Below are 22,626 nucleotides of genomic sequence, written 5' to 3' on the forward strand. Positions count from 1 at the left end.
CGTGTAGCCCTCACCGTCTCGCTGGAGTTGCCGTGTTTCCGAAGCTTTCGCCCTTCCACACCATTCGCCTTCTGGCCCTTGCTGCGCTGGCGTCGGGTTCCGCCCATATTCAGGCCCAGGGCAGCATTTACCGCTGCGGCAACGAATACACCAACGATGCCCAGGTCGCCAAATCCAGGGGCTGCACCTTGATGCAGGGCGGCAACATCACCATCGTGGAAGGCACCAAGGTCGCACCGGCCGCTGCGCGCGCGACGCCTGCCGCTTCCCCGCGCAGCGGTGGCGAGCGGGTGGACTCATCGGCCCAGCGGGCTCGGGACAGCGATGCCCGGGTCATTCTTGAGGCGGAGCTTCGCAAGGCCGAGGAGCGGCTGGCTCAGGCGCGCAAAGAGTACGCCAATGGGGAGCCTGAGAAGCAGGGCATTGAATCGCGCAACTACCAGCGTTACCTGGATCGCGTGGCCGAGCTCAAAGCAGCCGTGGGGCGCGCCGAGAACGATGTGGCGAGCATCCAGCGCGAGCTCGGGCGTGTCGGCGTTTCCCCCAACAGCTCGGGTTCTGCATCAAAATAGGTGGCTTGAAAAAGTCCACGCCACCCCCTCGTCTCCCTGCGGATTCACCCCGCTCCAGCTCCCACTCCGTCAGCCCGCGCAAGCCGGTGACGGCGCCTTCCCGGTTTCAGTCACTCGACCTGCTGGCCACGCTCGTGGCAGTGGTCGACCAGCATGGCGCAGTGCAGTTCGCGAATGCGGCGCTGGAGGACGCGCTGGGCATGTCTCGGCGCAGCATTGCGGGCACGAAGCTGCAGGACTGTTTCACCGAGCCAGCCTTGCTGGAGAACGCGTTGCATGGCGCCAGCGGCAACCATTTCGCGGCATTGCGCTACGACGCCTGGCTCAAGCGCCTGAACCACGATGCGCTGCCGGTGCACGTGGTGGTGGCCCAGACCGACAACCCGGGCGAGGTGGTGGTGGAGTTGTTGCCGCTGGAACAGCAGGCAAGACAGGAGCGCGAAGAGCGCCTGATCGACCAGGCGCAGGCGAACAAGGAGCTGATCCGCAATCTCGCACACGAGATCAAGAACCCACTCGGTGGCATTCGCGGTGCGGCCCAGTTGCTGCAGATGGAGCTCGATTCGCGCGAGCTCATCGAGTACACCCAGGTCATCATCCATGAGGCCGATCGCCTCCAGTCGCTGGTGGACCGCCTGCTCGCTCCCCACCGCCGACCACACGTGGTTGGCGACGTGAACATTCACGAAGTGTGCGAGCGGGTGCGTTCCCTGATCCTGGCCGAGTTCCCCAAAGGCCTGCGCGTCGTGCGCGACTACGACACCTCGATTCCCGAGTTCCGGGGCGATCGTGAGCAGCTCATTCAGGCGGTGCTCAACATCGCCCACAACGCAGCTCAAGCCCTGGGCGACCGCATTGCGGCCGGCGATGCGCGCATCGTGTTTCGCACGCGCGTGGGCCGACAAGTGACATTTGGCAAACAGCGCTATCGGCTGGCACTGGAATTGCATGTGATCGACAACGGGCCTGGTGTTCCAGACTCGATCAAGGATCGCATCTTCTACCCGCTGGTGTCGGGGCGCGATGGTGGTTCCGGCCTGGGGCTGACGCTGGCACAGACTTTTGTCCAGCAGCACCATGGCCTGATCGAGTGTGAGAGCGTGCCCGGGGAGACGGACTTCAAACTCCTGATCCCTCTGCCTTAGACCGATCATCGACACACGACAGCCGAGCGCCGCGCCACAGGAAAGGGAAGACATCTACATGAAGCCGATCTGGATAGTGGACGACGATCAATCGATCCGCTTCGTGCTCGAGAAAGCGCTGCTGCGCGAGAACCTGCCCACCCGCAGTTTCACCAACCCGCAGGACGTGCTCAAGGCCCTGTTGGACACGCCCGAGAGCGAAGGCCCGCAGATCCTGGTGAGCGACATTCGCATGCCTGGCGGATCCGGGCTGGAGCTGCTGGAGCGCGTGAAGGAGAAGCTGCCCGGCCTGCCCGTGATCATCATGACGGCGTTCTCCGACCTGGACAGCGCGGTGTCGGCGTTCCAGGGCGGTGCTTTCGAATACCTGCCCAAACCCTTTGACCTGCCCAAGGCGGTGGAGTTGATCCACCGGGCGGTGGAGGAAAGCCAGCGCGAGGAAGTGGCCGAGGAGCGCATGACAGCTGCGCCAGAGATGCTGGGCCAGGCCCCCGCCATGCAGGACGTGTTTCGCGCCATTGGCCGCCTGAGCCAGAGCCAGGTCACGGTGCTCATCACCGGCGAGTCGGGTTCAGGCAAGGAACTGGTGGCGCGTGCACTGCACAAGCATTCGCCGCGCTCCGGCGGGCCTTTCGTGGCCATCAACACCGCAGCCATACCGAAGGACTTGCTGGAGTCCGAACTGTTCGGCCATGAGCGCGGCGCGTTCACCGGTGCGCAGACCATGCGGCGAGGCCGCTTCGAACAGGCCGAGGGGGGCACGTTGTTCCTCGACGAAATCGGCGACATGCCCTTCGACCTGCAGACGCGGCTGCTGCGGGTGCTGTCCGACGGCCATTTCTATCGGGTGGGTGGCCACAGCGCCGTTCGCGCCAATGTGCGCGTGATTGCCGCGACCCACCAGAACCTGGAGCAACGCGTCAAGGAAGGCGTGTTCCGGGAGGATTTGTTCCACCGTCTCAACGTGATTCGACTGCGCTTGCCGGCGCTGCGCGAACGGCGTGAAGACGTGCCCATGCTCACGCGCTTCTTCCTGCAGCAGAGCGCGCGTCAGCTGGGTGTGGAGCCCAAACGCATTTCGGAAGCAGCGCTCAGGCTGCTCGGCACGTTCGACTTCCCCGGCAATGTGCGCCAGCTTGAAAACGTGTGCCATTGGCTCACGGTGATGGCGCCGGCGCAGATGGTCGAGGTCAAGGACCTGCCGCCCGAGGTGCTGAGCATGGCGGGAACCGTGGCGTTGGCTGGTGCGCCTGTGGTGACACCAGCGTCCACGCCGGCGCCGGTTTTCCAGTCCGCCGTTCCACTGCCGGAACCTGAAGGTGTATCCGAATCGGTCGTTCCATCGGGTGAAGCCGCTGCCACATCCGCAGCGGCGTTGCCCGGTGCAACGCTGGCCTGGGAAAGCGGCCTTCAGGCCGAGGCGCTGTCATTGCTGGAAGAAGGCCGCACCGACGTGTGGGACGTGCTCACCCGCCGTTTCGAAACGCGCCTGATTCAGACGGCGTTGGCCAACACGCGCGGGCGCCGCATCGAAGCCGCACACAAGCTTGGCATTGGCCGAAATACCATCACGCGCAAGATCCAGGAACTCAATCTAGAGTGACCACCACCGGCGCGTGGTCGCTGGGCTGAGGGTTCTTGCGCGGTGCGCGGTCGATGGTGCAGGCCGTCACGCGGGGCCGCAGCGCGTCGCTCACCAGGATGTGGTCGATGCGCAGCCCGCGGTTCTTCTGGAAACCGAGCATGCGGTAGTCCCACCAGGAATAGCTTTTCTCGGGCTGCTCGAACAGGCGGTAGGCGTCCGTGAGCCCCAGCTTCAGCAGGTCCTGGAAATGCTGGCGCTCTTCCACCGTGTGGTGGATCGTGTCCTTCAAGCCCACGGGGTCGAAGGAATCGCGGTCTTCCGGCGCCACGTTGAAGTCGCCCAGCAGCACCAGGCGTGGATGCGTCTTCATCTCTTCGCCCAGCCAGCGGTGCAGCGCTTCCAGCCAAAGCATCTTGTAGGCAAACTTCTCGGTGCCGGGTGCCTGCCCGTTGACGAAGTAGCAGTTCACCATTCGCAGCGGACCTTCGGGCGTGTCCAGCGTGGCGGCGATCACGCGCGACTGCGGATCGTCGTGGCTTGGGATGTTGCGCACCACATCGCTCGGCGGCGTGCGGGTCAGGATGGCCACGCCGTTGTAGGTCTTCTGGCCAAACACCGCCGCGTGGTAGCCCGCTTCCTTGAGCGCGTCGTAAGGAAATTTCTCGTCCACCAGCTTGAGTTCCTGCAGACCCAGTGCGTCGACAGGATTGGCCGCCAGCCAGTCCAGCACCTGGGGCAGGCGGATGGTGAGTGAGTTGATGTTCCAGGTGGCGAGTTTCATGGCTCAGCGTTCACGGGTGTAGGTGACAAAGGCGAACGGCAGGCCGTTGGCCGAGGTGTGGTGTTCGCGCGCGGTTTCGCGCCACTCCGGCCCGAAGCTCGGCGCGTGCGCATCGCCTTCGAACGCCTGTGCAATCTCGGTGACCACAGCGTTTTGTGCCAGGGGCATGGCGGCCGCGTAGATCTGTGCGCCACCGATTACCCATGCGTCTGTGGTGCCCGCCGGGCACAGTGCCATTGCTTCCTGCACCGAGCCCGCATGCAAGGCCCCCTCGGCCTGCCAGGCGGGGTCGCGTGTGACGACGATGTTGGTGCGGCCGGGCAGCGGGCGGAAGCGGGGTGGGATCGAATCCCAGGTCTTGCGACCCATGATCACCGGGCTGCCAAGCGTGGTTCTCTTGAAGTGCGCCAGGTCCTCCGGCAGGTGCCAGGGCAATTGGTTGCCGCGACCGATCACGCCGTTCAAAGCGCGAGCGAAGATGAGGTGCAGGCGTGGACTCGTCACACCGCCACCGGCGCCTTGATGGCAGGGTGATGCTGGTACTCCAGGATCTCGAAGTCGTCGATCTCGTAGTCGAAGATCGACGCCGGCCGGCGCTTGATGCGCAGCGTGGGGTAGGGGTGCGGCGTGCGCGAAAGCTGAAGCGCCACCTGCTCGGTGTGGTTGCTGTAGATGTGGCAGTCGCCACCGGTCCAGATGAATTCGCCCACCTCCAGGTCGCACTGCTGCGCCAGCATGTGCGTGAGCAACGCGTAGCTGGCGATGTTGAACGGCACGCCGAGGAAGATGTCGGCGCTGCGCTGGTAGAGCTGGCAACTGAGCTTGCCATCGGCCACGTAGAACTGGAAGAACGCGTGGCAGGGCATGAGCGCCATCTTGTTCAGGTCGGCGACGTTCCAGGCACTCACGATGATGCGGCGCGAGTCGGGGTTGGTCTTGAGCTGTTTCACCACCTCGGCAATCTGGTCGATGTGACCACCGTCGGGCGTGGGCCAGCTGCGCCACTGCACGCCGTACACCGGGCCGAGGTCGCCGTCGTCGCGTGCCCATTCGTCCCAGATGGTGCAGCCACGCTCCTGCAGCCACTTCACGTTGGAGTCGCCGCGCAGGAACCACAGCAGCTCCACGATGATGGCTTTGGTGAACACCTTCTTGGTGGTGATCAGCGGAAAACCTTCTTTCAGGTCGAAGCGCATCTGATGGCCGAACACGCTGGTGGTGCCGGTGCCGGTGCGGTCGGTCTTTTCCACGCCGTGCGTGAACACGTGGCGCATGAAGTCTTCGTATTGGGATCGGATGGGGCGCGGGCTCATGGGCGTAGGCTGGTCTGGATGCCCGGCAGGACGGGCGAAGGCGCGGTGATGCGTTGGTCGAAGGGGTGTTGCTGCAGGGCGAACACCTCCTGGATGCGGCGGATGTAGCCCTGGGTTTCGGGGTAGGGCGGCACACCACGGAAACGCTCCACGGTGCCCTCGCCGGCGTTGTACGCGGCCAGCACCAGCGGCACGTTGCCCTGGAAATAAGCCAGCAGCCACTGCAGGTACGACAACCCGCCCCGGATGTTCTGCTCGGCATCGAAGGGCTTGTTCACGCGAAAGCGGGTGGCGGTCTCGGGGATGAGCTGCATCAACCCCTGGGCGTTCTTGTCGGACAGCGCGTTGACGTCGAAATTGGACTCGGCGCGGATCACCGCGAAAGCCAGGCCGGGCTGGATGCCAAACTGCGGCGCGAGCTTGTAAACGATCTTCATGATGCGCTGTTTTTCGGGCGTGTTAACCAGTTCGCGGTAGCGCGTCGTGATGGCCGCCATTTCTTCCGCCTGTTGCGCCTCGCGCAGGGCCTGGTCGGTCTTCATCTGTTCGTTGCGCTCGGCCTGCAGCACGCAGTCGGGCTTGTCGGCCGGCACGTTCAGGCGCTTGAACAGGTTCTCCGCGTGCGCGTCGCCCAACAGCGCCGCCCGTGCATACCAGTACGACGCGTAACCGTCGTGGCGCGGGACGCCGCGACCGTTGGCATGGAACCAGCCCAGTTTGTAGGCGGAGAAGACGTCACCCGCCAGGGCGGCGCGGCAGTACAGTGCGATGGCGGCCGGGATGTCGCGTGTCACGCTCTCACCCTGCTCAAGCGCCCGTGCCTGTTCCTGCCAGGCCTGGCGCTCGCTGGCTTCTGCGGCATGTACCGAAGCCGTGGTGCAGAGCGTCCATGCCAGCAGCAGGTGAAGGAGGGTTCGGGCTTTCATGGGCTGACGAGCACGCGGCCAGGGTTCATGGTCTGTTGGGGATCCAGCGCCTGCTTGATGGCCCGCATGAGGCCCAGGGCGACCGGGTCTTTGTAGTGCGGCAGGTGCCCCGCCTTGAGGCTGCCCACACCGTGCTCGGCGCTGATCGAGCCATGGTAGCGGGCGACCGCGTCGAAAACCAGTCCGTTCACGCGCGTTTCCTGCTCGGCCAGGAATTTTTTGGCATCTTCGCCCTCGGGTGCCTGCACGTTGTAGTGCAGGTTGCCGTCGCCCAGGTGGCCGAAGTTCACCAGACGCACGCCAGGCACCTCGCGCTGCAGCAGGGCGTCGGTCTCGGCACAGAAGGCCGGAATGGTGGACACGGGAATGCTGATGTCGTGCTTGATGTTCAGGCCTTCTTCGGCCTGTGCCAGTGGGATGCTCTCGCGGATGTGCCAGAGGCCCTGCGCCTGCGAGAGGCTTTCCGCCACCACGGCGTCGCTCACCAGGCCCTGGTTGAAGGCGGTTTCCAGCAGGCGTTCGAACTGCTCGCGCGCGTGCGTCTCCGATTCGCTGTCGCTGTTTTCCAGCAGTACGCAGTAGGGACTGTCGCGCCAGAGCGGCGTGCGCAGGTTCGGGAAGTGTTTGTCCACCAGGCTCAGGGCGAACTGGCCCATCACTTCGAACCCGGTAAGCCCGGCACCCAGATGCTGATGCGCCAGGCCCAGCAGCGAGACCGCTGCGTCCAGGCTGGGCAGGGCGGCCCAGGCCGTGAGCTGGGCCGCAGGCAGTGGGTAGAGCTTGAGCGTGGCGGCGGTGATCACGCCCAGCGTGCCTTCGCTGCCGATGTACAGGTCGCGCAGGTCGTAGCCGGTGTTGTCCTTGCGCAAGCCGCTCAGGCCATTCCACACCTCGCCCTGCGCGGTGACCACTTCCAGCCCCAGGCAGAGGTCGCGCGCGTTGCCATACCGCACCACCTGCGTGCCACCGGCGTTGGTGGCCAGATTGCCGCCGATGGTGCAACTGCCCTCGGCGGCCAGGCTGAGGGGCAACAGGAAACCGGCTTGTCGCGCATGCTCCTGCAAGCTTTGCAGCACGCAGCCGGCCTCCACCGTCAGGGTGAGGTTGGCCGCGTCCAGGCCACGCACGGCGTTCAGGCGCGTGAGGCTGAGCACCACCTGCGTGCCGCTGTCGTCGGGCACCGAACCCACCACGAGGCCGGTGTTGCCGCCCTGCGGCACGATGGACACGCCCGCAGCGGCACACGCCCGCACCACCTCGGCCACTTCGGCGGTGCTGCCGGGACGCACCACGGCGAGTGCCCGGCCATGGACGCGCTTGCGCCAATCCTGTTCCCAGGCGCTCAGGTCGGCCCCGGGATCGTCGTGGGTGAGCACCTGCGCCGCTCCCACCGCCTGACGCAGCGCGGCCAGCAGGGTGGACTGGCGTTCGCTCATGGTGCGGCGGGTGAGGACGGTGCGTTGGCGCTGGCCACGTCGGCCGCCACGGCTTCCTTGCCGGCTGCGCGCAGGCGCATGCGCACGTGCAGCGCGCAGGCCATGAACAGCACCACGCACAGCAGCACCTGGCCCAGCGCCAGCAGTGCACTCAGGCCCGATTCGCTCGTGGCGCGCACCGCGCCTTCGGTGAAGTACAGCCATACCAGCAGGCTCACCCAGCGGTAGGTGTACATGCGGTTCTTGAGCAGGCCGGCCAGCGGCACCGTGAGCGGCAGCACCTTCAAGGCCCACCAGGATCCACCTTCGCGCAGCGGGGCCAGCCAGAGCTCCCAGGCCAGGCCCAGGACGATCAGGCCGAGCAGGCTGCCCACGGCCAGCCAGCGCGTGAGGCGAACCTTCGGCGACGGGGGGATGGGCAGGGGCGAGGGGGAAACGTGGGGCAGGGACATGGCGATGGCGGGCGGGAGGCAGGTGGCATGATACCGGGATGACCCTGAACGAGCGCCTTCGCTCCATCGAAACCCTGGCCCGGGATCTGTGGCGCGACGCCCTGAATTTCCCCTGGGCCAACACGGCCATCACGCTGCGCGAGCGCTTCCGCGAAGACCGCCTGGGCGTCACCGCCAGCAGCCTGACCTTCACCACCACCATTTCGCTGGTGCCGCTGTTCACCGTGGCGCTGGCCATCTTCAGCGCCTTTCCGATGTTCGATCGCCTGCAGGTCACGCTGCAGCGCTGGCTGGTGCAGAGCCTGGTGCCGCCCGACATTGCCAAGCAGGTGCTGAGCTACCTCAACCAGTTCGCCAGCAAGGCCGGGCAGATGGGCTGGGCCGGTGCCCTGGTGCTGCTGGTGACGGCGCTGGCGCTCATCCTCACCATCGACCGCAAGCTCAACGACATCTGGCGCGTGCGGCAGTCGCGCCCGCTCACCCAGCGCATCCTGGTGTACTGGGCGGTGCTCACACTCGGGCCGTTGCTGCTGGCGGGCAGTTTGACAGTGACTTCCTATGTGCTGGGCGCCTCGCGCGGCGTGGTCTCCACCATGCCCGGGGGTGTGCGCCTGCTGCTGGAATCCGTGCAGCTCGCCATCGTCACCTTCGGCCTGGCGGCGCTCTACCGCTACGTGCCCAACACGCGGGTGCGCTGGAGCCATGCGCTGGTCGGTGCGCTGTTCGTCGCCGCCGGGCTCGAAGTGGCCAAGAAGCTGCTCGCCTGGTACCTGGCGCAGGTGCCCACCTACTCGGTGGTCTACGGGACTTTTGCGACCGTGCCGATCCTGCTGGTGTGGTTCTACGTCGCCTGGGTGATCGTGCTGCTGGGCGCGGTCGTGGCGGCCTACCTCCCAAGCCTGCTTTCAGGCATAGCCAGGCGTGGCGACACCCCTGGCTGGAGCTTCCAGCTGGCGCTGGAACTGCTCTACCAGCTGCACACGGCGCGCGACAGCGAGCCCAAGGGACTGAGCCTGCAGGCGCTGGCCCAGGTGCTGCGGGTGGACCCGCTGCAGCTCGAAGAGCCGGTGGCCGCGCTGGTGGCGCTGGACTGGCTGGGTCGGCTCGACGAGGACGCCGAGCGTTATGTGTTGCTGGTCGATCCCGATGTCACGCCCATGTCGCGGCTGGTCGAACGCCTGCTGCTGGCCCAGCAACCGCACACGGAGCAATTCTGGTTCGCGAGCCATTGGGCTCGCATGACCCTGCGTCAAGCCTTAGGGCAGCACTGAGTCGGTGCTGAAAGGCGCGTGCAGGAAGCCCCGGAAACGGGCACGCCCGCCACGCACGGGGGGGTGCACCAGGCGGTAGTTCGGGAAGCGTTGCAGGAACCGGCCGATCGCGATGCGGCCTTCGAGCCGCGCCAGGCTCAGCCCCGCGCACTGGTGGATGCCGAAGCCGAACGCGAGGTGCTTGTTGCCCTCGCGCGCCAGGTTCATCACTTCGGGGTCTTCGAACTGCGCCGGGTCGCGGTTGGCTGCGCCGATGCACAGCGTCACCAGCGTGCCGGCGGGCAGGTCCACCCCACCCACCTGTGTGTCGCGAAGCGCGCGGCGGTTGCTCAACTGGTTGGACGACTCGAAGCGCAGGAACTCATCCACCGCGCGGCTGAGCACCACCTCCTGCGCCGCTTCGTCACCGCGCGCCTCTGCCAGTGCATCCAGCAGCCAGGCCTTGGCGTCCGGGTGCTCCTGCAATGCGATGAGCCCGTTGCCGATGAGGTTGGTGGTGGTCTCGTGTCCCGCGTTGAGCAGGAAGATGCAGTTCTGCAGCAGCTCTACTTCGCTCAATTGCTCGCCGCCGGCCTCGCCCTGGATCAGGCGCGTGAGCACGTCGCGCTCGGGGTCGCCCGGTTGCCGGCGGCGCGCCGCCACCAGGGTGCGCAGGTAGGCCAGCATGTCGGTCACGCTCTGGTTGCCCAGGGCTTGCTGGGTCGGCGTCAGCGTGGGCTCGAGCGCTCCCAGGATGGCCAGCGACCAGGCGCGCAGTGGCCCACGGTCCGCGTGGGGAATGTCCAGCAGGTTGCCGATGATCTCCACGGGAATGGCCGATGCGAAGTCCTCGATCAGGTCGCCGCCGCCACGCGCCTGCAAATCATCGAGCAGGCTGTCGACGAGTGCGACGAGCCCGGGCTCCATGCCGGCAATGGCGCGACGCGTGAGCGCACCCATGATCAGGCGGCGCACCCGCGTGTGCAGGGGCGGGTCGTTGAACACCAGGCTCGTGGTGTGGTGTTCGAAGAGCGCAGAGCCGGCGCCGTACTTCGGCGCGAACTCCACCTGCTTGTCCGAACTGAAGGCCTGCGCGTCGCGGTACACCGCCATCAGGTCCGCGCAGCGTGTGAGGAACACCGAGCCGTCGGGCATGCGGCGAACGGGCTGCGTTTCCCGCAGCGCCGCATAGACCGGGTATGGATTCGCAAGGAAGTCGGGCGTCAGGGCTCGCAGATCAAATTGTCGCGCGATATCGAGCGCGCGCTCGCGGCTCATGGCCGGGGTGATGGATTCGATCATGGGATCAGCGGCGTGGGCGTGTCAGCGGCGCAGGAAATCGTGGATGGTCTGCAGCGTGGCCTCCGGCGTTTCGGTCATCTGGTGATGACCCACCGGCAGGCTCACGGTGGTGACTGCCTTGCCAGCTTCGCGCGCTGTCTGCTGAAGCGCCTGCGCGGCCTTCGGCTGCGTCATCTGGTCCTGCGCACCCAGCAGGAACAGCACCGGGCAGGTGATGGCGCGGATGGCCGCATCGCCGCCTGCGTAGCTGTCGCAGGCCACGAAGCCACGGTGGAACACATTCACTTTGGCGTTGCTGCGCAAAACGCGCCGGCCCAGGGCCAGGCTGGAGCCGTAGACCCAGGTGCCAGGTCCGAGAGCGGACGGTGGCGCGGCCAGCGTGCTGCGCGAGAAGACATTCACCATGTGCAGCGCTTTCTCAGGCTCGTTCAGGGACGCCTCGATCAGCGCCGGTGAGACCTTCATCGGGAAGGCCGTGCCGACCAGCACCAGGTGGCTCGCGCGGCCCTTCAGCCGGCTGGCGGCTTCCAGTGCGATCAGCGACCCCCAGCTGTGGCCCACCAGTGCGGCCCTCTGCACGCCCGCGGCGTCGAGCAGGGCAGCCACAAACGCTGCCGCGTCCTCCACCGAGGCCGGCGCCTCACCTTCGCTGCGGCAGTGCCCCGGCAGGTCGACCGCGAGCACGTTCCAGCCGTGGTGGGCCAGGTAGCGGCTCTGCAGGATCCACACGCTGTGGTCGTGCACCACGCCGTGGATGAAGACGACGGTGGGCTTGGCGGCATCGAAGGGCTTGCCGCCGGTGTAGCAGTAGGTGCGGGCGCCGTTGACGGTCAGTTCCATGATCAGGTCCCCGCTTTCTCGGCCGCCTTCAGCGCGCGTTTCAGGTCCTCGATGAGATCGTCCGGGTCCTCCAGTCCGATCGAGAGGCGGATCGTGCCCGGACCGATGCCGCCGGCAGCCAGCGCCTCGTCGCTCATGCGGAAGTGCGTGGTGCTGGCCGGGTGGATCACCAGCGAGCGGCAGTCGCCCACATTGGCCAGGTGGCTGAAGAGCTTGAGCGCTTCAATGAAGGCCTTGCCCTGCTCGCGGCTGCCCTTGATGTCGAAGCTGAACACCGAACCCGCGCCCCTGGCGCCGAAGCGCAGCAGCTTTTCGGCCAGCGCGTGGCTCGGGTGTGTTTCCAGCAGCGGATGGCCCACACGGCCCACCAGCGGGTGGCTGGCAAGGAACTGCACCACCTTTTCAGTGTTGCCCATGTGGCGATCCATGCGCAGCGAGAGCGTCTCGATGCCCTGGAGGATCAACCACGCGCTGTGCGGGCTCATGCAGGCGCCGAAATCGCGCAGGCCTTCGCGTCGCGCACGCAGCAGGAAGGCGCCCACCGTGCTTTCTTCGCTGAAGACCATGTTGTGGAAGCCTTCATAGGCCTCCGTGAGCTCGGGAAATTTCCCGGAGGCTTCCCAGTCGAAACTGCCCGCGTCCACCACCACGCCACCAATTACCGTGCCATGGCCGCTGAGGAACTTGGTGGCCGAGTGGTAGACGATGTCCGCCCCCAGGCCGAACGGCTGGATGAGGTAGGGCGTGGTCAGCGTCGAATCCACCAGCAGGGGCACGCCGGCTTCGTGTGCGATCTGTGAAACGGTGGGGATGTCCAGCACGTCCAGGCCAGGGTTGCCCACGGTTTCGCCGAAGAACAGCCTGGTGTTGGGCCGAACGGCGTTGCGCCAGCCGTCGATGTCACCGGGCTTCACGAACGTGGTCTCGATGCCGAAGCGGCGCATGGTGTAGTGCAGCAGGTTCTGGCTGCCGCCATACAGCGCGGTGCTGGCCACGATGTGCGAGCCTGCCCCCATGAGCGTGGCCACGGCAAGGTGCAGCGCGGCCTGGCCGCTGGCGGTCGCGATGGCGCCGATGCCGCCTTCCAGCGCGGCCATGCGCTGCTCGAACACCGCGTTGGTCGGGTTGCTGATGCGGCTGTAGACGTGGCCCGCGCGCTCCAGGTTGAACAGGGCCGCAGCGTGATCGCTGGATTCGAAGACGAACGACGTGGTGAGGTGGATCGGCACGGCGCGTGCGCCTGTGGTGGGGTCGGGCGCGGCGCCGGCGTGCAGCGCGAGGGTGTCGAAGCCGGGGTCTGAATAGCCGGGCATGGGAAATGTCTCCTGAGCAGTGGATTCGAAAACGACCCGGCACGCGCAGCGGCGAAGCGTGGGGTTTTTCGGCATTGTGGGCTATATTGCACAAACGCCAGCGCTGCTGGAGACACGTTGAAGTGAAGACAAGCCGAGGAGAACAGCCATGAAAGTCAGCGACATCCTGCGCGTCAAGGGCGGCACGCTTTACACCATCCAGCCCGAGGAATCCCTGGAACGCGCGGTGGACACCATGTCGCAGTTCGACATCGGCTCGCTGGCCGTGATGGACCATGGCGACCTGGTGGGCATGCTCACTTTTCGCGAGGTGATCCACACGCTGGCCAAGAACGGTGGCAACCTGGGCGGCAAGACGGTGCGCACCGTGATGGACGACCATCCTATGAGCTGCACCCCCGAGACCGAGCTGGACCAGGTGCGTCCCATGATGCTGGAGCGGCACACCCGCTACATGCCGGTGATGGATGCCAAGATGCTGATGGGCGTGATCAGCTTCTACGATGTGGCCAAGGCCGTGGTGGACAGCCAGAATTTCGAGAACCAGATGCTCAAGGCCTACATCCGCGACTGGCCAGCCGAGGAGGAAAGCGGCAAGAGCGAGCCCAACTTCCCCTGAAGTATTCGCCACCCGATCATGAAAAACGCCCCGATACCGGGGCGTTTTTCATGCGGTGCTGGCGTGGATCATCTCCCTGACGCGGGGATAGATCTGCTGATTCCAGCGCCGGCCGCTGAACACGCCGTAGTGGCCCACGCCGGTCTGCACATGGTGGGTCTTCATGTAGGGGCGCACACTGCTGCACAGGTCTTGCGCGGCCACGGTCTGGCCGATCGAGCAGATGTCGTCGCGCTCGCCTTCCACCGTCATGAGTGCGGTGCGGCGGATGGCGGCCGGGTTTACGGTGCGGCCGTTCCAGGTGAGCACGCCGCGCGGCAGGTCGTAGGTCTGGAACACCTTCTCCACCGTCTCCAGGTAGAACTCGGCCGGCAGGTCGTTGACCGCGAGGTACTCCTCGTAGAACTCCTGAATCACGCCGGCTTCCTCGGTTCGTCCGGCGAGCAGGTGGTCGTAGATGTTGCGGAACGATTGTTTGTGCCGGTCCGGGTTCATGCTCATGAAAGCCGTGAGCTGCACGAAGCCCGGGTACACGCGGCGCATGAAGCCCGCGTGCGGCAGCGGCACGTGGCTGATGAGGTTCTTCTCGAACCACTCGATGGGCTTGCTGGTGGCCAGGCGATTGACCTCGGTGGGGTTGACGCGGCAGTCCACCGGGCCGGCCATGAGCGTGAGGCTGCGCGGCTGCGCCGGGTTGTCGTCTTCCGCCATGATGGCCGTGGCGGCGAGCGCGGCCACGCAGGGCTGGCACACCGCCACCATGTGGCTGCCCGGACCCACGGCTTCGGTGAAGCGGATCATGTAGGTGATGTAGTCGTCGAGCGAGAAGGCGCCATGGCGCAGCGACACGTCGCGAGCGTTGTGCCAGTCGGTGATGTAGACGTCGTGGTCCTGCAGCAGCGTGCGCGCGGTTTCGCGCAGCAGTGTGGCGAAGTGGCCCGAGAGGGGCGCCACCAGAATCACCTTGGGCTGGGGCTCGGCGCCTTCCTTGCGAAAGCGCAGCAGGGTGCCGAAGGGCAGGGTGAGCACCGTTTCCTCTGTCACGGCGTACTCACGCTCGCCCACCGTGATCTGGTCGATCTTGTAGGGCGGTCGCGAGTGTGTGAGCCGCATGCGCGAGATGACGTCGCAGGCGGCAGCCACCTTGCGCATGAGCGAGCCTTCGGTTTCCTTGAGCCAGAGGGAGGCACTCAGGTGCTGGGCCGTCAGGCGCAGAGGGGAGATCAGGTCGGACTGAAGTTGATAGGCCTGATACATCATGGTGCTTTCCTGGGGGGAACGTACCTGGATGCAGGCAAGTTGTGGGCCAGCCACGCACCGCACCGGGTCGGTGCACGCCGAAGGCACCGAGGTGGCACAGCCCTTGCTCTTCCTGGTGCCCAAGAGGAGCGTTCCATGGCCAAAGCGGTACTCACGATCAGCAGCAAGAACTACGGTGCCTGGGCCTTGCGTGGCTGGCTGATGGCCCGGCTGGCCAAGCTGGATTTCACCGAGAAGGTGATCTCGCCGGACGATCCCGCCATGAAGGCGGAAATGCTGCTGCTGTCGGCTTCCATGCGCGTGCCGGCGCTGGAGCACGAGGGCATCCATGTGTGGGACACGCTGGCCATTGGCGAATACCTCAACGAAATCAAGCCCAAGGCCGGCCTGCTGCCGGCGGATCGCGCTGCGCGGGCACACTGCCGCGCGATCTGCGGCGAGATGCACTCGGGCTTCTCGGCCATGCGGTCCTCGCTGCCGATGAACATCAAGGCCTCGTTCCCGGGCTTCAAGCTCTGGTCGCGCGCGCGCACCGATATCGACCGGGTCGAAGCCATCTGGATCGAGTGCCTTTCGACCTATGGCGGCCCCTACCTGTTTGGTGACAAGCCCTGCATTGCGGACGCGATGTTCGCGCCGGTGGTGACGCGTTTCATCACCTACGAAGTGGAAATCGCAGAGGCTTGCGTGGCGTATTGCGACACGATCATGGCCTTGCCGGCGATGAAGGAGTGGGTGGCGGCTGCCGAGCTGGAGCCTGATGACATCGATGAGCTGGACGCCGAGTTCTAATGGGGCCCACTGACCAGCACCTCGCGCTAGGACTGGGCGCTTGGGTGCTCGGCGCAGCGAAATAAAGGAGGAGGGGCCGAAGGCCCCGGGGGACATTCGCGGAGCCGAGTACCCAAGCTCCCAGGCCCACCACAAAACCTAAACCCAAGGCGTCGGCTTCGGAATCTCGCAAACCGGGTCGACCGGCACCGACTTGAAATCCGCCGGCGAAACGATTTCCAGGTATTCCATGTCGGGCGAATAGTCGAACAGGTAGTGGCGGATGCCAGGGCGCTGGTGCACCACGTCGCCGGCCTCCACCAGCGTGACCTGTTCTTCATACATGAACTTGGCCCAGCCCTTGATCATGATGACGATCTGGAAGTCGGCTTCGTGGATGTGCCAGCCGGTGCCGCCATCGGGCGGCATGTTGGCTTTCACCAGGTGTGCGATCACCTTGCCGTGGGTGGCAGCGGCGATGCCCAGGTCGCGGTAGAGGAAGAAGTCGCGCAGGCCGCCGCGCACGAACTCGGTATCGCCGGGCTTGACGTGGGAAAACAGCGTGGAGGTTCTGTCGAGCATGGGAGCGCTCCTTTCTGGTGTTTCACAGCGATGATCTGCTGCGGTGCAGCACGAAGCACGAAGTGTTCCTGTTCCGTGCGCGCCTGTCCGGCCCGAAACAGGTTCGACCACGCACCAGACTGGCTCAACGGCGCACCAGCCTGCCTCAGGGATAATCGGGCCGCATGAGCGGCAACACCTTCGGCACCCTGTTTTGCGTCACCAACTTCGGTGAATCCCACGGCCCGGCCATCGGCTGCGTCATCGATGGCTGCCCACCCGGCATGGGGCTGAGCGAGGCCGACATCCAGCCCGACCTGGACCGCCGCCGCCCAGGCACCAGCAAGTTCGTCACCCAGCGCAACGAGCCCGACACCGTGGAAATCCTCAGCGGTGTGTATGAAGGGAAAACCACCGGCACGCCCATCGCCCTGCTGATCCGCAACACCGACCAGCGCAGCAAGGATTACGGCAACATCCTGCAGACCTTCCGCCCCGGCCACGCCGACTACACCTACTGGCAGAAGTTCGGCATCCGCGATCCGCGCGGGGGCGGGCGCAGTTCGGCGCGCCTCACCGCGCCCACTGTGGCCGCTGGCGCGGTGGCGAAGAAGTGGCTCAAGGAACGTTACGGCACCACTTTCCGTGGCTGCATGGCGCAGATCGGCGAGATCGCCATTCCGTTCGAGAGCTGGGACCACGTGCCCCACAACCCGTTCTTCGCCCCCGTGGCCGACGTCTCGGCGCTGGAGGACTACATGAACGAGTTGCGCAAGAGCGGCGACTCGTGCGGTGCGCGCATCCGCGTCACGGCGCAGGGCATGCCCGTGGGCCTGGGCCAGCCGCTGTACGACCGGCTCGACGCCGACATCGCCTACGCCATGCTGGGCCTCAACGCCGTCAAGGGCGTGGAGATCGGCGCCGGCTTCGCCAGCGTGGCGCAGCGCGGCAGCACGCATGGCGACAGCCTCTCGCCCGAAGGTTTCAAGGGCAACAACGCCGGTGGTGTGCTCGGCGGCATCAGCACCGGACAGGACCTCGAAGTGGCCATCGCCATCAAGCCCACCAGCTCCATCCTGGTGCCGCGCGAGACCATCGACACGGCGGGGCAGTCCACCGACATCATCACCAAGGGCCGCCACGATCCCTGCGTGGGGATCCGCGCCACGCCCATCGCCGAGGCCCTGCTGGCCCTGGTGGTGATGGACCATGCGCTGCACCACCGCGCGCAGTGCGGCGACGTGCAGCTGCCCACACCCGACATCGCAGCGCGCGCGCGTGGTGGCTGACCGCCGGCACCTGTTCGCGTTTTCCTGGCTCAGCGCGAGCTACTTCGCGCACATCGGCTTTTTCAATCCCTACCTGCCGCTCTGGCTCAAGGACCTCGGGTTCAGCCTGATCGCCATCGCGGTGCTCACCTCGGTGCAGTCGGCCACGCGGCTGTTTGCGCCGTACTTCTGGGGCACCTGGAGCGACCACACCGGTGAACGCGTGCGGCTGCTGCGCTACGGTGCCACCGCCGCCTTGCTGCTGTCACTGGGGCTGTGGGTGGACGGCGGCATCGTGTGGCTCTTCCTGGTGCTGCTGCTCATGTTCAGCCACACCAGCGGCATGATGCCCATGAGCGAGGCGGCACTGGCGCATCTGGTCAGCCGGGACGGCGCCTTCGATCCCCGGCGCTACGGCCGCGTGCGCCTCTGGGGCTCGCTGGGCTTCCTCCTCACCGTGGTGGCCGCCGGCTTCTGGTTCGAACGCTTCGGGCTTGGCGGCTTCCCGGGCTGGGCGCTGGCCACGCTGGCGGCGGTGGCGCTGAGCACCTGGCTGCTGCCCGATCTGCGCGATGCGCCGCATCCGGATGGCGAGGCCCGACCCCGCGTCTGGCCCGTGTTGCGCCAGCCAACGGTGCGGTGGTTCTTCGCCTCCCTGTTCTTCCATGTGCTCGCGCACATCTTCATCTACATCTTCTTCTCGCTGTACCTCGATTCGCTGGGCTACAGCAAGACGGTGATCGGCCTGTTCTGGGCGGTCTCCGTGCTCATCGAGATCGGCTGGTTCTACGCGCAGGGTCGCTGGCTGCCCTTGCTCTCGCTGCCGGGTTGGCTGGTGCTGGCCGCCACCCTGATGGTGCTTCGCATGACGCTGACCGCGAGCCTGGCCCACGTGTGGCCCGTGCTGCTGTTTGCGCAGGCCCTGCACGCCATCACCTTCGCGGCCCACCACACGGCCTGCATCGCCTTGATCACGCAGCATTTCCCCGGTCGACTTCGCGGCCGCGGCCAGGCGCTCTACAGCGTGCTGGGCTACGGCGTGCCGGGCGTCACCGGCGGGCTGGTGGGCGGCATGGTCAGCTCGGCGCTGGGGCTGGCCAGTGTGTTCTGGCTGGCTGGGGCCTGCGCGGTGGCGGCGGGGCTGTGCGCGTTCAGGGCTTGGGCGCTGCAGCGGCGCTCGCCTTAGCCTTGCGCGCCAGGCCTTCGATGCCCAGCAGGTAACCGTCGGTCCCGAACCCCACCACGATGCCGGCGGCCACGGGCGAGATGTACGAGTGGTGGCGAAACGCTTCGCGGGCGTGCACGTTGGAGATGTGCACCTCGATCACGGGCAGGGGTTTGACGCCGGCGATGGCGTCGTGCAGGGCGACCGAGGTGTGGGTGTAGGCCCCGGCGTTGAACAGCACGCCGGTGATTTCCCCGGCCTTGAAGCGCCGGCCGGCCTCATGAATCTTGTCGATCAGCGCGCCTTCGTGGTTGCTCTGGAAGGCTTCGAGCTCGAAGCCCAGCTTCTGCGCATGGGCGCGACTTTCGTTTTCCACGTCGGCCAGGGTGGTGTACCCGTAGGTGGCGGGTTCGCGCGTGCCCAGCAGGTTGAGGTTGGGGCCGTTGAGCAGGAGGATGGTGGGCATGGTCGTTCCTGAGTGAGGATGCCATTAAACCAGTGGCACGGTGAGCCGTTCGATGACGGCGCGGGTATCGGGGCGCACGCCGCGCCAGATCGTGAAGGATTCGGCGGCCTGTTCCACCAGCATGCCCACGCCGTCGGCCAGGGTGGTCACGCCTGCAGCGCGGGCCTGGCGCAGGAAGGGCGTGAGCCCTTTGCCGTAGACCATGTCGTAGGCCAGTGCGCCGGGAGCAAAGATGCTGTCGGGCAGGGGCAGTGCCGCCTGCGTGAGGCCGGCGGAGGTGGCGTTGATGATCAAGTCGAAACTTTCGCCGTGCAGTTCGTCCAGCCCACCGGTCTGCAATGCCGTGTGTGCGGCGAAGGCGCTGCGCAGGGCGTGGGCTCTCGCGGCGGTGCGGTTGGCCACGGCAAACAGGGCAGGGCGCTCGGCGGCAATGGGCAGGATCGCGCCGCGCGTGGCGCCCCCCGCACCGAGCAGCAGCACGCGCTTGCCGGCCAGCCGATGGCCCAGGTTGCGCTGCAGGTCGTTGACCAGGCCCACGCCATCGGTGTTGTCGGCGTGCACGCGGTCACCCACGAACTTCAGGGTGTTGGCGGCACCGGCCAGCCGCGCGGTCTCGCTCGGATCGGTGGCCAGTTCGAAGGCCTGCAGCTTGAAGGGCACGGTCACGTTGGTGCCGAGCCCGCTGCTGGCGCGAAAGTCCGCCAGCGTGTCGGCAAAACCATTCAACGGGGCTTCTATGGCGGTGTAGGTCAGGTCCTGCCCGGTGGCCTGGGCAAAAAGGCCGTGGATCAGGGGGGATTTGCTGTGGCCTACGGGGTGGCCGATGAGGGCGTAGCGGGCAGTCATGGAGGGCGATTGTCGCGCAAGGCCCTGAACGGGTTGCGGACATCGCCTCCGGCCTACCATGGCGCCCATGAACAAGACGCCCACCCCCCTCAAGATCGATTTCGTGTCCGACGTCTCCTGCCCCTGGTGCGCCGTGGGCCTGGGGGCGCTGGAGGAGGCCCTGCAAGGCCTGCAGGGCGAGGTCTCGGCCGAGTTGCATTTCCAGCCTTTCGAGCTCAATCCCCGCATGGTGCCCGAGGGCCAGGACATCGGCGAGCACCTGGCGGAAAAGTACGGCTCCACCGCCGAGCAACAGGCGCAGATCCGCAACACCATCCGCGCGCGCGGCGCCGAGGTGGGCTTTGCCTTCAACCCCGAAGGCCGGGGCCGCATCTGGAACACCTTCGATGCCCACCGGCTGTTGCACTGGGCGGGCGAACAGGGCACGCCGGGCCAGCAGCATGCGCTGAAGAAGGCCTTGCTCGCGGCGTGCCACACACGCTCGGAAGCCATGGGACACCACGACGTGCTGCTGGGCTGTGTGCGCGAAGCGGGCCTGGATGAAGCGCGCGCCAAGGCCATCCTGGCCAGCGACGAGTTTGCGCAGGACGTGCGCGAGCGCGAGGAGTTCTATACCAGCCAAGGCATCCGCTCGGTGCCGGCGGTGATCATCAACGACCGTCACCTCATTTCAGGCGGCCAGCCGGCGACGGTGTTCGCGCAGGCGTTGCGGCAGATTGCGACAGAGTTGGCGTGAACCATTGGCTGGGCACCCGCGGAACCGGCTTCGCCGGGCCGCTGGGTGCGCCCCCTCAGGGGGTGACGCCGCAGGCGGCGCGGGGGGTTACCCGTTCAATGCTTTGGCGATGCGGTGTCTACCCACCGTGGCCTTGGGCACCTTGCCCGGCAGGTGGCTGAACCACACGCGCACGTCTTCCTCCAGCCCGATGCCGTGCATGTAGTTGTAGATGGCCTTGCGCAGCCCGACACCCAGGGCATCGTGATCCACGCCGGTGGGGTCGATGAAGCCGATGTCGTTCTTCGCGAACGTGACTTCGGGCAGCGGGATCAGTTCGATGCCGTAGGCGGCCGGGTCCAGCCCCACCGGTGAGTGCACGGTGCAGGCGAAGCGGTGGAAGAAGCCGCTCTGGATGCAGCCGTTCTCGAACAGCTGGCGCACGTATTCCAGCGCGTCCACCGTGTCCTGCACGGTCTGGGTCGGAAAGCCGTACATGAGGTAGGCGTGCACCAGGATGCCGGCGTCGGCAAAGCCCTTGGTCACGCGCGCCACCTGTTCCACCGACACGCCCTTCTTCATGAGCGTGAGCAGGCGGTCGGATGCGACTTCGAGCCCGCCCGACATGGCGATGCAGCCGCTGTCGGCGAGCAACTGGCAGAGCTCGGGTGTGAAGGTTTTTTCGAAGCGGATGTTGCCCCACCACGAGATGGGCAACTGGCGGCGCAGCAGTTCCTGCGCGAGTGCCTTGAGGGCCTTGGGTGGCGCGGCTTCATCCACGAAGTGGAAACCGGTCTGGCCGGTCTCGCCCACGATGGCCTCGATGCGGTCGGCCAGCGTGCCGGCCGAAGCGGTCTCGTAGCGGCTGATGTAGTCCAGGCTCACGTCGCAGAAGCTGCACTTCTTCCAGTAGCAGCCGTGCGCCACGGTCAGCTTGTTCCAGCGCCCGTCGCTCCAGAGCCGGTGCATGGGGTTGAGCATGTCCAGCAGGCTCAGGTAGCGGTCGAGCGGCAGGCCGTCCCAGGTGGGCGTGCCCACGTCTTCGAAGGGCACGTCGGGCTCGACGAAGTTGATGTACCTCACCTGGTTGTCTTCGCGCACGAAGGTGCGCACCAGCCGCTGCTTCGAGCGCTTGCGCCCCAGGTACTCCAGCAGCGCCAGCAGCGGACGCTCGCCGGCGTCGAGCGTCACGTAGTCGACGAAATCGAACAGGCGGGGTTCGGCCAGTTCGCGCAGCTCGGTGTTGACGAAGCCGCCGCCCAGCGCGATGGCGATGTGCGGGTTCTGCGCCCTGATGCTCTGCGCAATGCGCAGCGCCGCATACAGCGCCCCGGGGAACGGTACCGAGAGCAGCACCACATCGGGTGTGTGGCGCGCCAGCGTGGCCAGGGTGAGGGTGTGCAGCAGATCGTCGATCAGCGTTGGCGTCGCGGCCAGCGCGGCGGCCATGGGGTCGAAGCTGGGCTGGCTGCTGGCCAGTGACTCGGCGTAGCGCACGAAGGCGAAGCGCTCGTCCACCGCGTCGCGCAGCACGTCGGCCAGGTCGTTGAGGTAGAGCGTGGCCAGGTGGCGCGCCTTGTCCTGCACGCCCAGCGCGCCAAAGGCCCAGGCCAGGGGATCACCGCCTTCCTCGCCGAGCGCTGCGTCCACGTACACCTCGAGCGCGGCGAAGCGCGGGCCCTCGGGCAGCAGCTCGCGCGCGGCGATGCGGTGCGCCAGCGTCGAATCGCGCCCTTGCAGGAACGCCATGACGGGGCCGATGGTGTGCTGGTAGCGCTGGAACTGGTCCAGGAAGGCGTGCACGCTGGCAGTGCGTTCGGCCTCGGGCTGGGCCAGTGCACGCAGTTGCACCGCCTGCAGGCCGGCGGGCGTGAAGAGCTGGAGCACCAGGGCCAGCGCCAGATCGACCTGCACCGCGTCCACCCTGCGCGAGCGCAGAAAGCCCGTGATGTAAGCGGTGGAAGGGTAAGGCGTGTTGAGCTGCGTCATCGGCGGGATGACGCTGAGCACACGCAGGGCGGGGGCGTTCATGGGCGGCGT

At 66.5% G+C, this 22,626-nt stretch carries 23 protein-coding genes; 9 read left to right on the plus strand and 14 right to left on the minus strand.

Going from position 1 to position 22,626, the window contains the following annotated elements; translation table 11 throughout:
* The first annotated feature begins 32 nt into the window (after positions 1-32).
* The 3 genes from ACTIF6_RS12895 to ntrC all read left to right on the plus strand — a co-directional run bounded on the left by ACTIF6_RS12895 (position 33) and on the right by ntrC (position 3,320).
* On the plus strand, positions 33-572 hold the full coding sequence (locus ACTIF6_RS12895) for a hypothetical protein (RefSeq protein WP_439588387.1): 540 nt from the start codon (positions 33-35) through the stop codon (positions 570-572).
* Positions 573-658: 86 nt separating this feature from the next.
* A complete protein-coding gene (gene glnL, locus ACTIF6_RS12900; protein WP_439588388.1) occupies positions 659-1,717 on the plus strand; it encodes a nitrogen regulation protein NR(II) in 1,059 nt (352 codons plus the stop codon).
* A 58-nt stretch (positions 1,718-1,775) separates the two neighbouring features.
* Positions 1,776-3,320, plus strand: a complete 1,545-nt coding sequence (ntrC, locus tag ACTIF6_RS12905; protein ID WP_439588389.1) for a nitrogen regulation protein NR(I) — start codon at positions 1,776-1,778, stop codon at positions 3,318-3,320.
* On the opposite strand, the gene xth is transcribed toward ntrC, so the two are convergent.
* Genes xth through ACTIF6_RS12935 form a run of 6 tightly spaced genes read right to left on the minus strand, consistent with a single transcriptional unit; the run spans position 3,307 to position 8,210 of the window.
* Positions 3,307-4,083 carry an exodeoxyribonuclease III gene (gene xth, locus ACTIF6_RS12910; RefSeq protein WP_439588390.1) on the minus strand — a complete coding sequence of 259 codons (777 nt, stop codon included), beginning with the start codon at positions 4,081-4,083 and terminating at the stop codon, positions 3,307-3,309. The two genes, ntrC and xth, sit on opposite strands and share 14 nt — an antisense overlap.
* 3 nt (positions 4,084-4,086) lie before the next feature.
* Positions 4,087-4,587, minus strand: a complete 501-nt coding sequence (locus tag ACTIF6_RS12915; RefSeq protein WP_439588391.1) for a dihydrofolate reductase — start codon at positions 4,585-4,587, stop codon at positions 4,087-4,089.
* Positions 4,584-5,396 (minus strand): thymidylate synthase, encoded by an 813-nt coding sequence (locus tag ACTIF6_RS12920; RefSeq protein WP_439588392.1) that lies wholly within the window; start codon positions 5,394-5,396, stop codon positions 4,584-4,586. The genes ACTIF6_RS12915 and ACTIF6_RS12920 overlap by 4 nt, the downstream gene beginning before the upstream one ends.
* A complete protein-coding gene (locus tag ACTIF6_RS12925) occupies positions 5,393-6,322 on the minus strand; it encodes a transglycosylase SLT domain-containing protein (protein WP_439588393.1) in 930 nt (309 codons plus the stop codon). Before ACTIF6_RS12925 ends, ACTIF6_RS12920 begins: the two co-directional genes overlap by 4 nt.
* Positions 6,319-7,758, minus strand: a complete 1,440-nt coding sequence (locus ACTIF6_RS12930) for an FAD-binding oxidoreductase (protein ID WP_439588394.1) — start codon at positions 7,756-7,758, stop codon at positions 6,319-6,321. The genes ACTIF6_RS12925 and ACTIF6_RS12930 overlap by 4 nt, the downstream gene beginning before the upstream one ends.
* Positions 7,755-8,210: a DUF2069 domain-containing protein gene (locus ACTIF6_RS12935; protein WP_439588395.1), complete on the minus strand. Its 456-nt coding sequence runs from the start codon at positions 8,208-8,210 to the stop codon at positions 7,755-7,757. Before ACTIF6_RS12935 ends, ACTIF6_RS12930 begins: the two co-directional genes overlap by 4 nt.
* A gap of 38 nt (positions 8,211-8,248) precedes the next feature.
* On the opposite strand from ACTIF6_RS12935, the gene ACTIF6_RS12940 reads away from it, so the two are divergent.
* Positions 8,249-9,481 carry a YihY family inner membrane protein gene (locus tag ACTIF6_RS12940; RefSeq protein WP_439588396.1) on the plus strand — a complete coding sequence of 411 codons (1,233 nt, stop codon included), beginning with the start codon at positions 8,249-8,251 and terminating at the stop codon, positions 9,479-9,481.
* On the opposite strand, the gene ACTIF6_RS12945 is transcribed toward ACTIF6_RS12940, so the two are convergent.
* The 3 genes from ACTIF6_RS12945 to ACTIF6_RS12955 are packed head-to-tail and all read right to left on the minus strand — an operon-like array spanning position 9,467 to position 12,915.
* Positions 9,467-10,762: a cytochrome P450 gene (locus tag ACTIF6_RS12945; RefSeq protein ID WP_439588397.1), complete on the minus strand. Its 1,296-nt coding sequence runs from the start codon at positions 10,760-10,762 to the stop codon at positions 9,467-9,469. The two genes, ACTIF6_RS12940 and ACTIF6_RS12945, sit on opposite strands and share 15 nt — an antisense overlap.
* Before the next feature lie 21 nt (positions 10,763-10,783).
* On the minus strand, positions 10,784-11,602 hold the full coding sequence (locus ACTIF6_RS12950; protein ID WP_439588398.1) for an alpha/beta fold hydrolase: 819 nt from the start codon (positions 11,600-11,602) through the stop codon (positions 10,784-10,786).
* A 2-nt stretch (positions 11,603-11,604) separates the two neighbouring features.
* On the minus strand, positions 11,605-12,915 hold the full coding sequence (locus ACTIF6_RS12955; RefSeq protein ID WP_439588399.1) for an O-acetylhomoserine aminocarboxypropyltransferase: 1,311 nt from the start codon (positions 12,913-12,915) through the stop codon (positions 11,605-11,607).
* 148 nt (positions 12,916-13,063) lie between these two features.
* Between ACTIF6_RS12955 and ACTIF6_RS12960 the strand changes: the two genes are divergently transcribed.
* Positions 13,064-13,534, plus strand: a complete 471-nt coding sequence (locus ACTIF6_RS12960; RefSeq protein WP_439588400.1) for a CBS domain-containing protein — start codon at positions 13,064-13,066, stop codon at positions 13,532-13,534.
* Positions 13,535-13,582: 48 nt separating this feature from the next.
* Here the strand turns inward: ACTIF6_RS12960 and ACTIF6_RS12965 are convergent, their stop codons facing one another.
* Positions 13,583-14,794 carry a polyhydroxyalkanoate depolymerase gene (locus ACTIF6_RS12965; protein ID WP_439588401.1) on the minus strand — a complete coding sequence of 404 codons (1,212 nt, stop codon included), beginning with the start codon at positions 14,792-14,794 and terminating at the stop codon, positions 13,583-13,585.
* 135 nt (positions 14,795-14,929) lie between these two features.
* Between ACTIF6_RS12965 and ACTIF6_RS12970 the strand changes: the two genes are divergently transcribed.
* A complete protein-coding gene (locus ACTIF6_RS12970) occupies positions 14,930-15,586 on the plus strand; it encodes a glutathione S-transferase (RefSeq protein ID WP_439588402.1) in 657 nt (218 codons plus the stop codon).
* A 138-nt stretch (positions 15,587-15,724) separates the two neighbouring features.
* Here the strand turns inward: ACTIF6_RS12970 and ACTIF6_RS12975 are convergent, their stop codons facing one another.
* Complete coding sequence (locus ACTIF6_RS12975) at positions 15,725-16,147, minus strand: cupin domain-containing protein (RefSeq protein WP_439588403.1); 423 nt, start codon at positions 16,145-16,147, stop codon at positions 15,725-15,727.
* A gap of 164 nt (positions 16,148-16,311) precedes the next feature.
* Between ACTIF6_RS12975 and aroC the strand changes: the two genes are divergently transcribed.
* The gene (gene aroC, locus ACTIF6_RS12980; RefSeq protein WP_439588404.1) at positions 16,312-17,415 is read left to right on the plus strand and encodes a chorismate synthase; all 1,104 of its coding nucleotides are present in this window, start codon (positions 16,312-16,314) and stop codon (positions 17,413-17,415) included.
* Complete coding sequence (locus tag ACTIF6_RS12985) at positions 17,336-18,580, plus strand: MFS transporter (RefSeq protein WP_439588405.1); 1,245 nt, start codon at positions 17,336-17,338, stop codon at positions 18,578-18,580. The genes aroC and ACTIF6_RS12985 overlap by 80 nt, the downstream gene beginning before the upstream one ends.
* Here the strand turns inward: ACTIF6_RS12985 and aroQ are convergent.
* The gene (aroQ, locus tag ACTIF6_RS12990) at positions 18,546-19,025 is read right to left on the minus strand and encodes a type II 3-dehydroquinate dehydratase (protein WP_439588406.1); all 480 of its coding nucleotides are present in this window, start codon (positions 19,023-19,025) and stop codon (positions 18,546-18,548) included. The two genes, ACTIF6_RS12985 and aroQ, sit on opposite strands and share 35 nt — an antisense overlap.
* A 24-nt stretch (positions 19,026-19,049) precedes the next feature.
* Entirely contained in the window at positions 19,050-19,871 is an 822-nt protein-coding gene (gene aroE / locus ACTIF6_RS12995) for a shikimate dehydrogenase (RefSeq protein ID WP_439588407.1), read from the minus strand.
* 58 nt (positions 19,872-19,929) lie between these two features.
* On the opposite strand from aroE, the gene ACTIF6_RS13000 reads away from it, so the two are divergent.
* Complete coding sequence (locus ACTIF6_RS13000; protein WP_439588408.1) at positions 19,930-20,607, plus strand: DsbA family oxidoreductase; 678 nt, start codon at positions 19,930-19,932, stop codon at positions 20,605-20,607.
* A gap of 87 nt (positions 20,608-20,694) precedes the next feature.
* Here the strand turns inward: ACTIF6_RS13000 and ACTIF6_RS13005 are convergent, their stop codons facing one another.
* Positions 20,695-22,617 carry a radical SAM protein gene (locus tag ACTIF6_RS13005; protein ID WP_439588409.1) on the minus strand — a complete coding sequence of 641 codons (1,923 nt, stop codon included), beginning with the start codon at positions 22,615-22,617 and terminating at the stop codon, positions 20,695-20,697.
* Between the last annotated feature and the right edge of the window lie 9 nt (positions 22,618-22,626).

This window comes from Hydrogenophaga sp. (genome assembly GCF_051860785.1).
GTDB lineage: Bacteria > Pseudomonadota > Gammaproteobacteria > Burkholderiales > Burkholderiaceae_C > Hydrogenophaga.

Excerpts from the sequence above, each read along its gene's own strand:
- ntrC (WP_439588389.1), top strand. The coding sequence starts at position 1,776 with ATGAAGCCGATCTGGATAGTGGACGACGATCAATCGATCCGCTTCGTG.
- xth (WP_439588390.1), bottom strand. The coding sequence starts at position 4,083 with ATGAAACTCGCCACCTGGAACATCAACTCACTCACCATCCGCCTGCCC.
- ACTIF6_RS12920 (WP_439588392.1), bottom strand. The coding sequence starts at position 5,396 with ATGAGCCCGCGCCCCATCCGATCCCAATACGAAGACTTCATGCGCCAC.
- ACTIF6_RS12925 (WP_439588393.1), bottom strand. The coding sequence starts at position 6,322 with ATGAAAGCCCGAACCCTCCTTCACCTGCTGCTGGCATGGACGCTCTGC.
- ACTIF6_RS12930 (WP_439588394.1), bottom strand. The coding sequence starts at position 7,758 with ATGAGCGAACGCCAGTCCACCCTGCTGGCCGCGCTGCGTCAGGCGGTG.
- ACTIF6_RS12935 (WP_439588395.1), bottom strand. The coding sequence starts at position 8,210 with ATGTCCCTGCCCCACGTTTCCCCCTCGCCCCTGCCCATCCCCCCGTCG.
- ACTIF6_RS12940 (WP_439588396.1), top strand. The coding sequence starts at position 8,249 with ATGACCCTGAACGAGCGCCTTCGCTCCATCGAAACCCTGGCCCGGGAT.
- ACTIF6_RS12945 (WP_439588397.1), bottom strand. The coding sequence starts at position 10,762 with ATGATCGAATCCATCACCCCGGCCATGAGCCGCGAGCGCGCGCTCGAT.
- ACTIF6_RS12950 (WP_439588398.1), bottom strand. The coding sequence starts at position 11,602 with ATGGAACTGACCGTCAACGGCGCCCGCACCTACTGCTACACCGGCGGC.
- ACTIF6_RS12955 (WP_439588399.1), bottom strand. The coding sequence starts at position 12,915 with ATGCCCGGCTATTCAGACCCCGGCTTCGACACCCTCGCGCTGCACGCC.
- ACTIF6_RS12960 (WP_439588400.1), top strand. The coding sequence starts at position 13,064 with ATGAAAGTCAGCGACATCCTGCGCGTCAAGGGCGGCACGCTTTACACC.
- ACTIF6_RS12965 (WP_439588401.1), bottom strand. The coding sequence starts at position 14,794 with ATGATGTATCAGGCCTATCAACTTCAGTCCGACCTGATCTCCCCTCTG.
- ACTIF6_RS12970 (WP_439588402.1), top strand. The coding sequence starts at position 14,930 with ATGGCCAAAGCGGTACTCACGATCAGCAGCAAGAACTACGGTGCCTGG.
- ACTIF6_RS12975 (WP_439588403.1), bottom strand. The coding sequence starts at position 16,147 with ATGCTCGACAGAACCTCCACGCTGTTTTCCCACGTCAAGCCCGGCGAT.
- aroC (WP_439588404.1), top strand. The coding sequence starts at position 16,312 with ATGAGCGGCAACACCTTCGGCACCCTGTTTTGCGTCACCAACTTCGGT.
- ACTIF6_RS12985 (WP_439588405.1), top strand. The coding sequence starts at position 17,336 with ATGCGCTGCACCACCGCGCGCAGTGCGGCGACGTGCAGCTGCCCACAC.
- aroQ (WP_439588406.1), bottom strand. The coding sequence starts at position 19,025 with ATGCCCACCATCCTCCTGCTCAACGGCCCCAACCTCAACCTGCTGGGC.
- aroE (WP_439588407.1), bottom strand. The coding sequence starts at position 19,871 with ATGACTGCCCGCTACGCCCTCATCGGCCACCCCGTAGGCCACAGCAAA.
- ACTIF6_RS13000 (WP_439588408.1), top strand. The coding sequence starts at position 19,930 with ATGGCGCCCATGAACAAGACGCCCACCCCCCTCAAGATCGATTTCGTG.
- ACTIF6_RS13005 (WP_439588409.1), bottom strand. The coding sequence starts at position 22,617 with ATGAACGCCCCCGCCCTGCGTGTGCTCAGCGTCATCCCGCCGATGACG.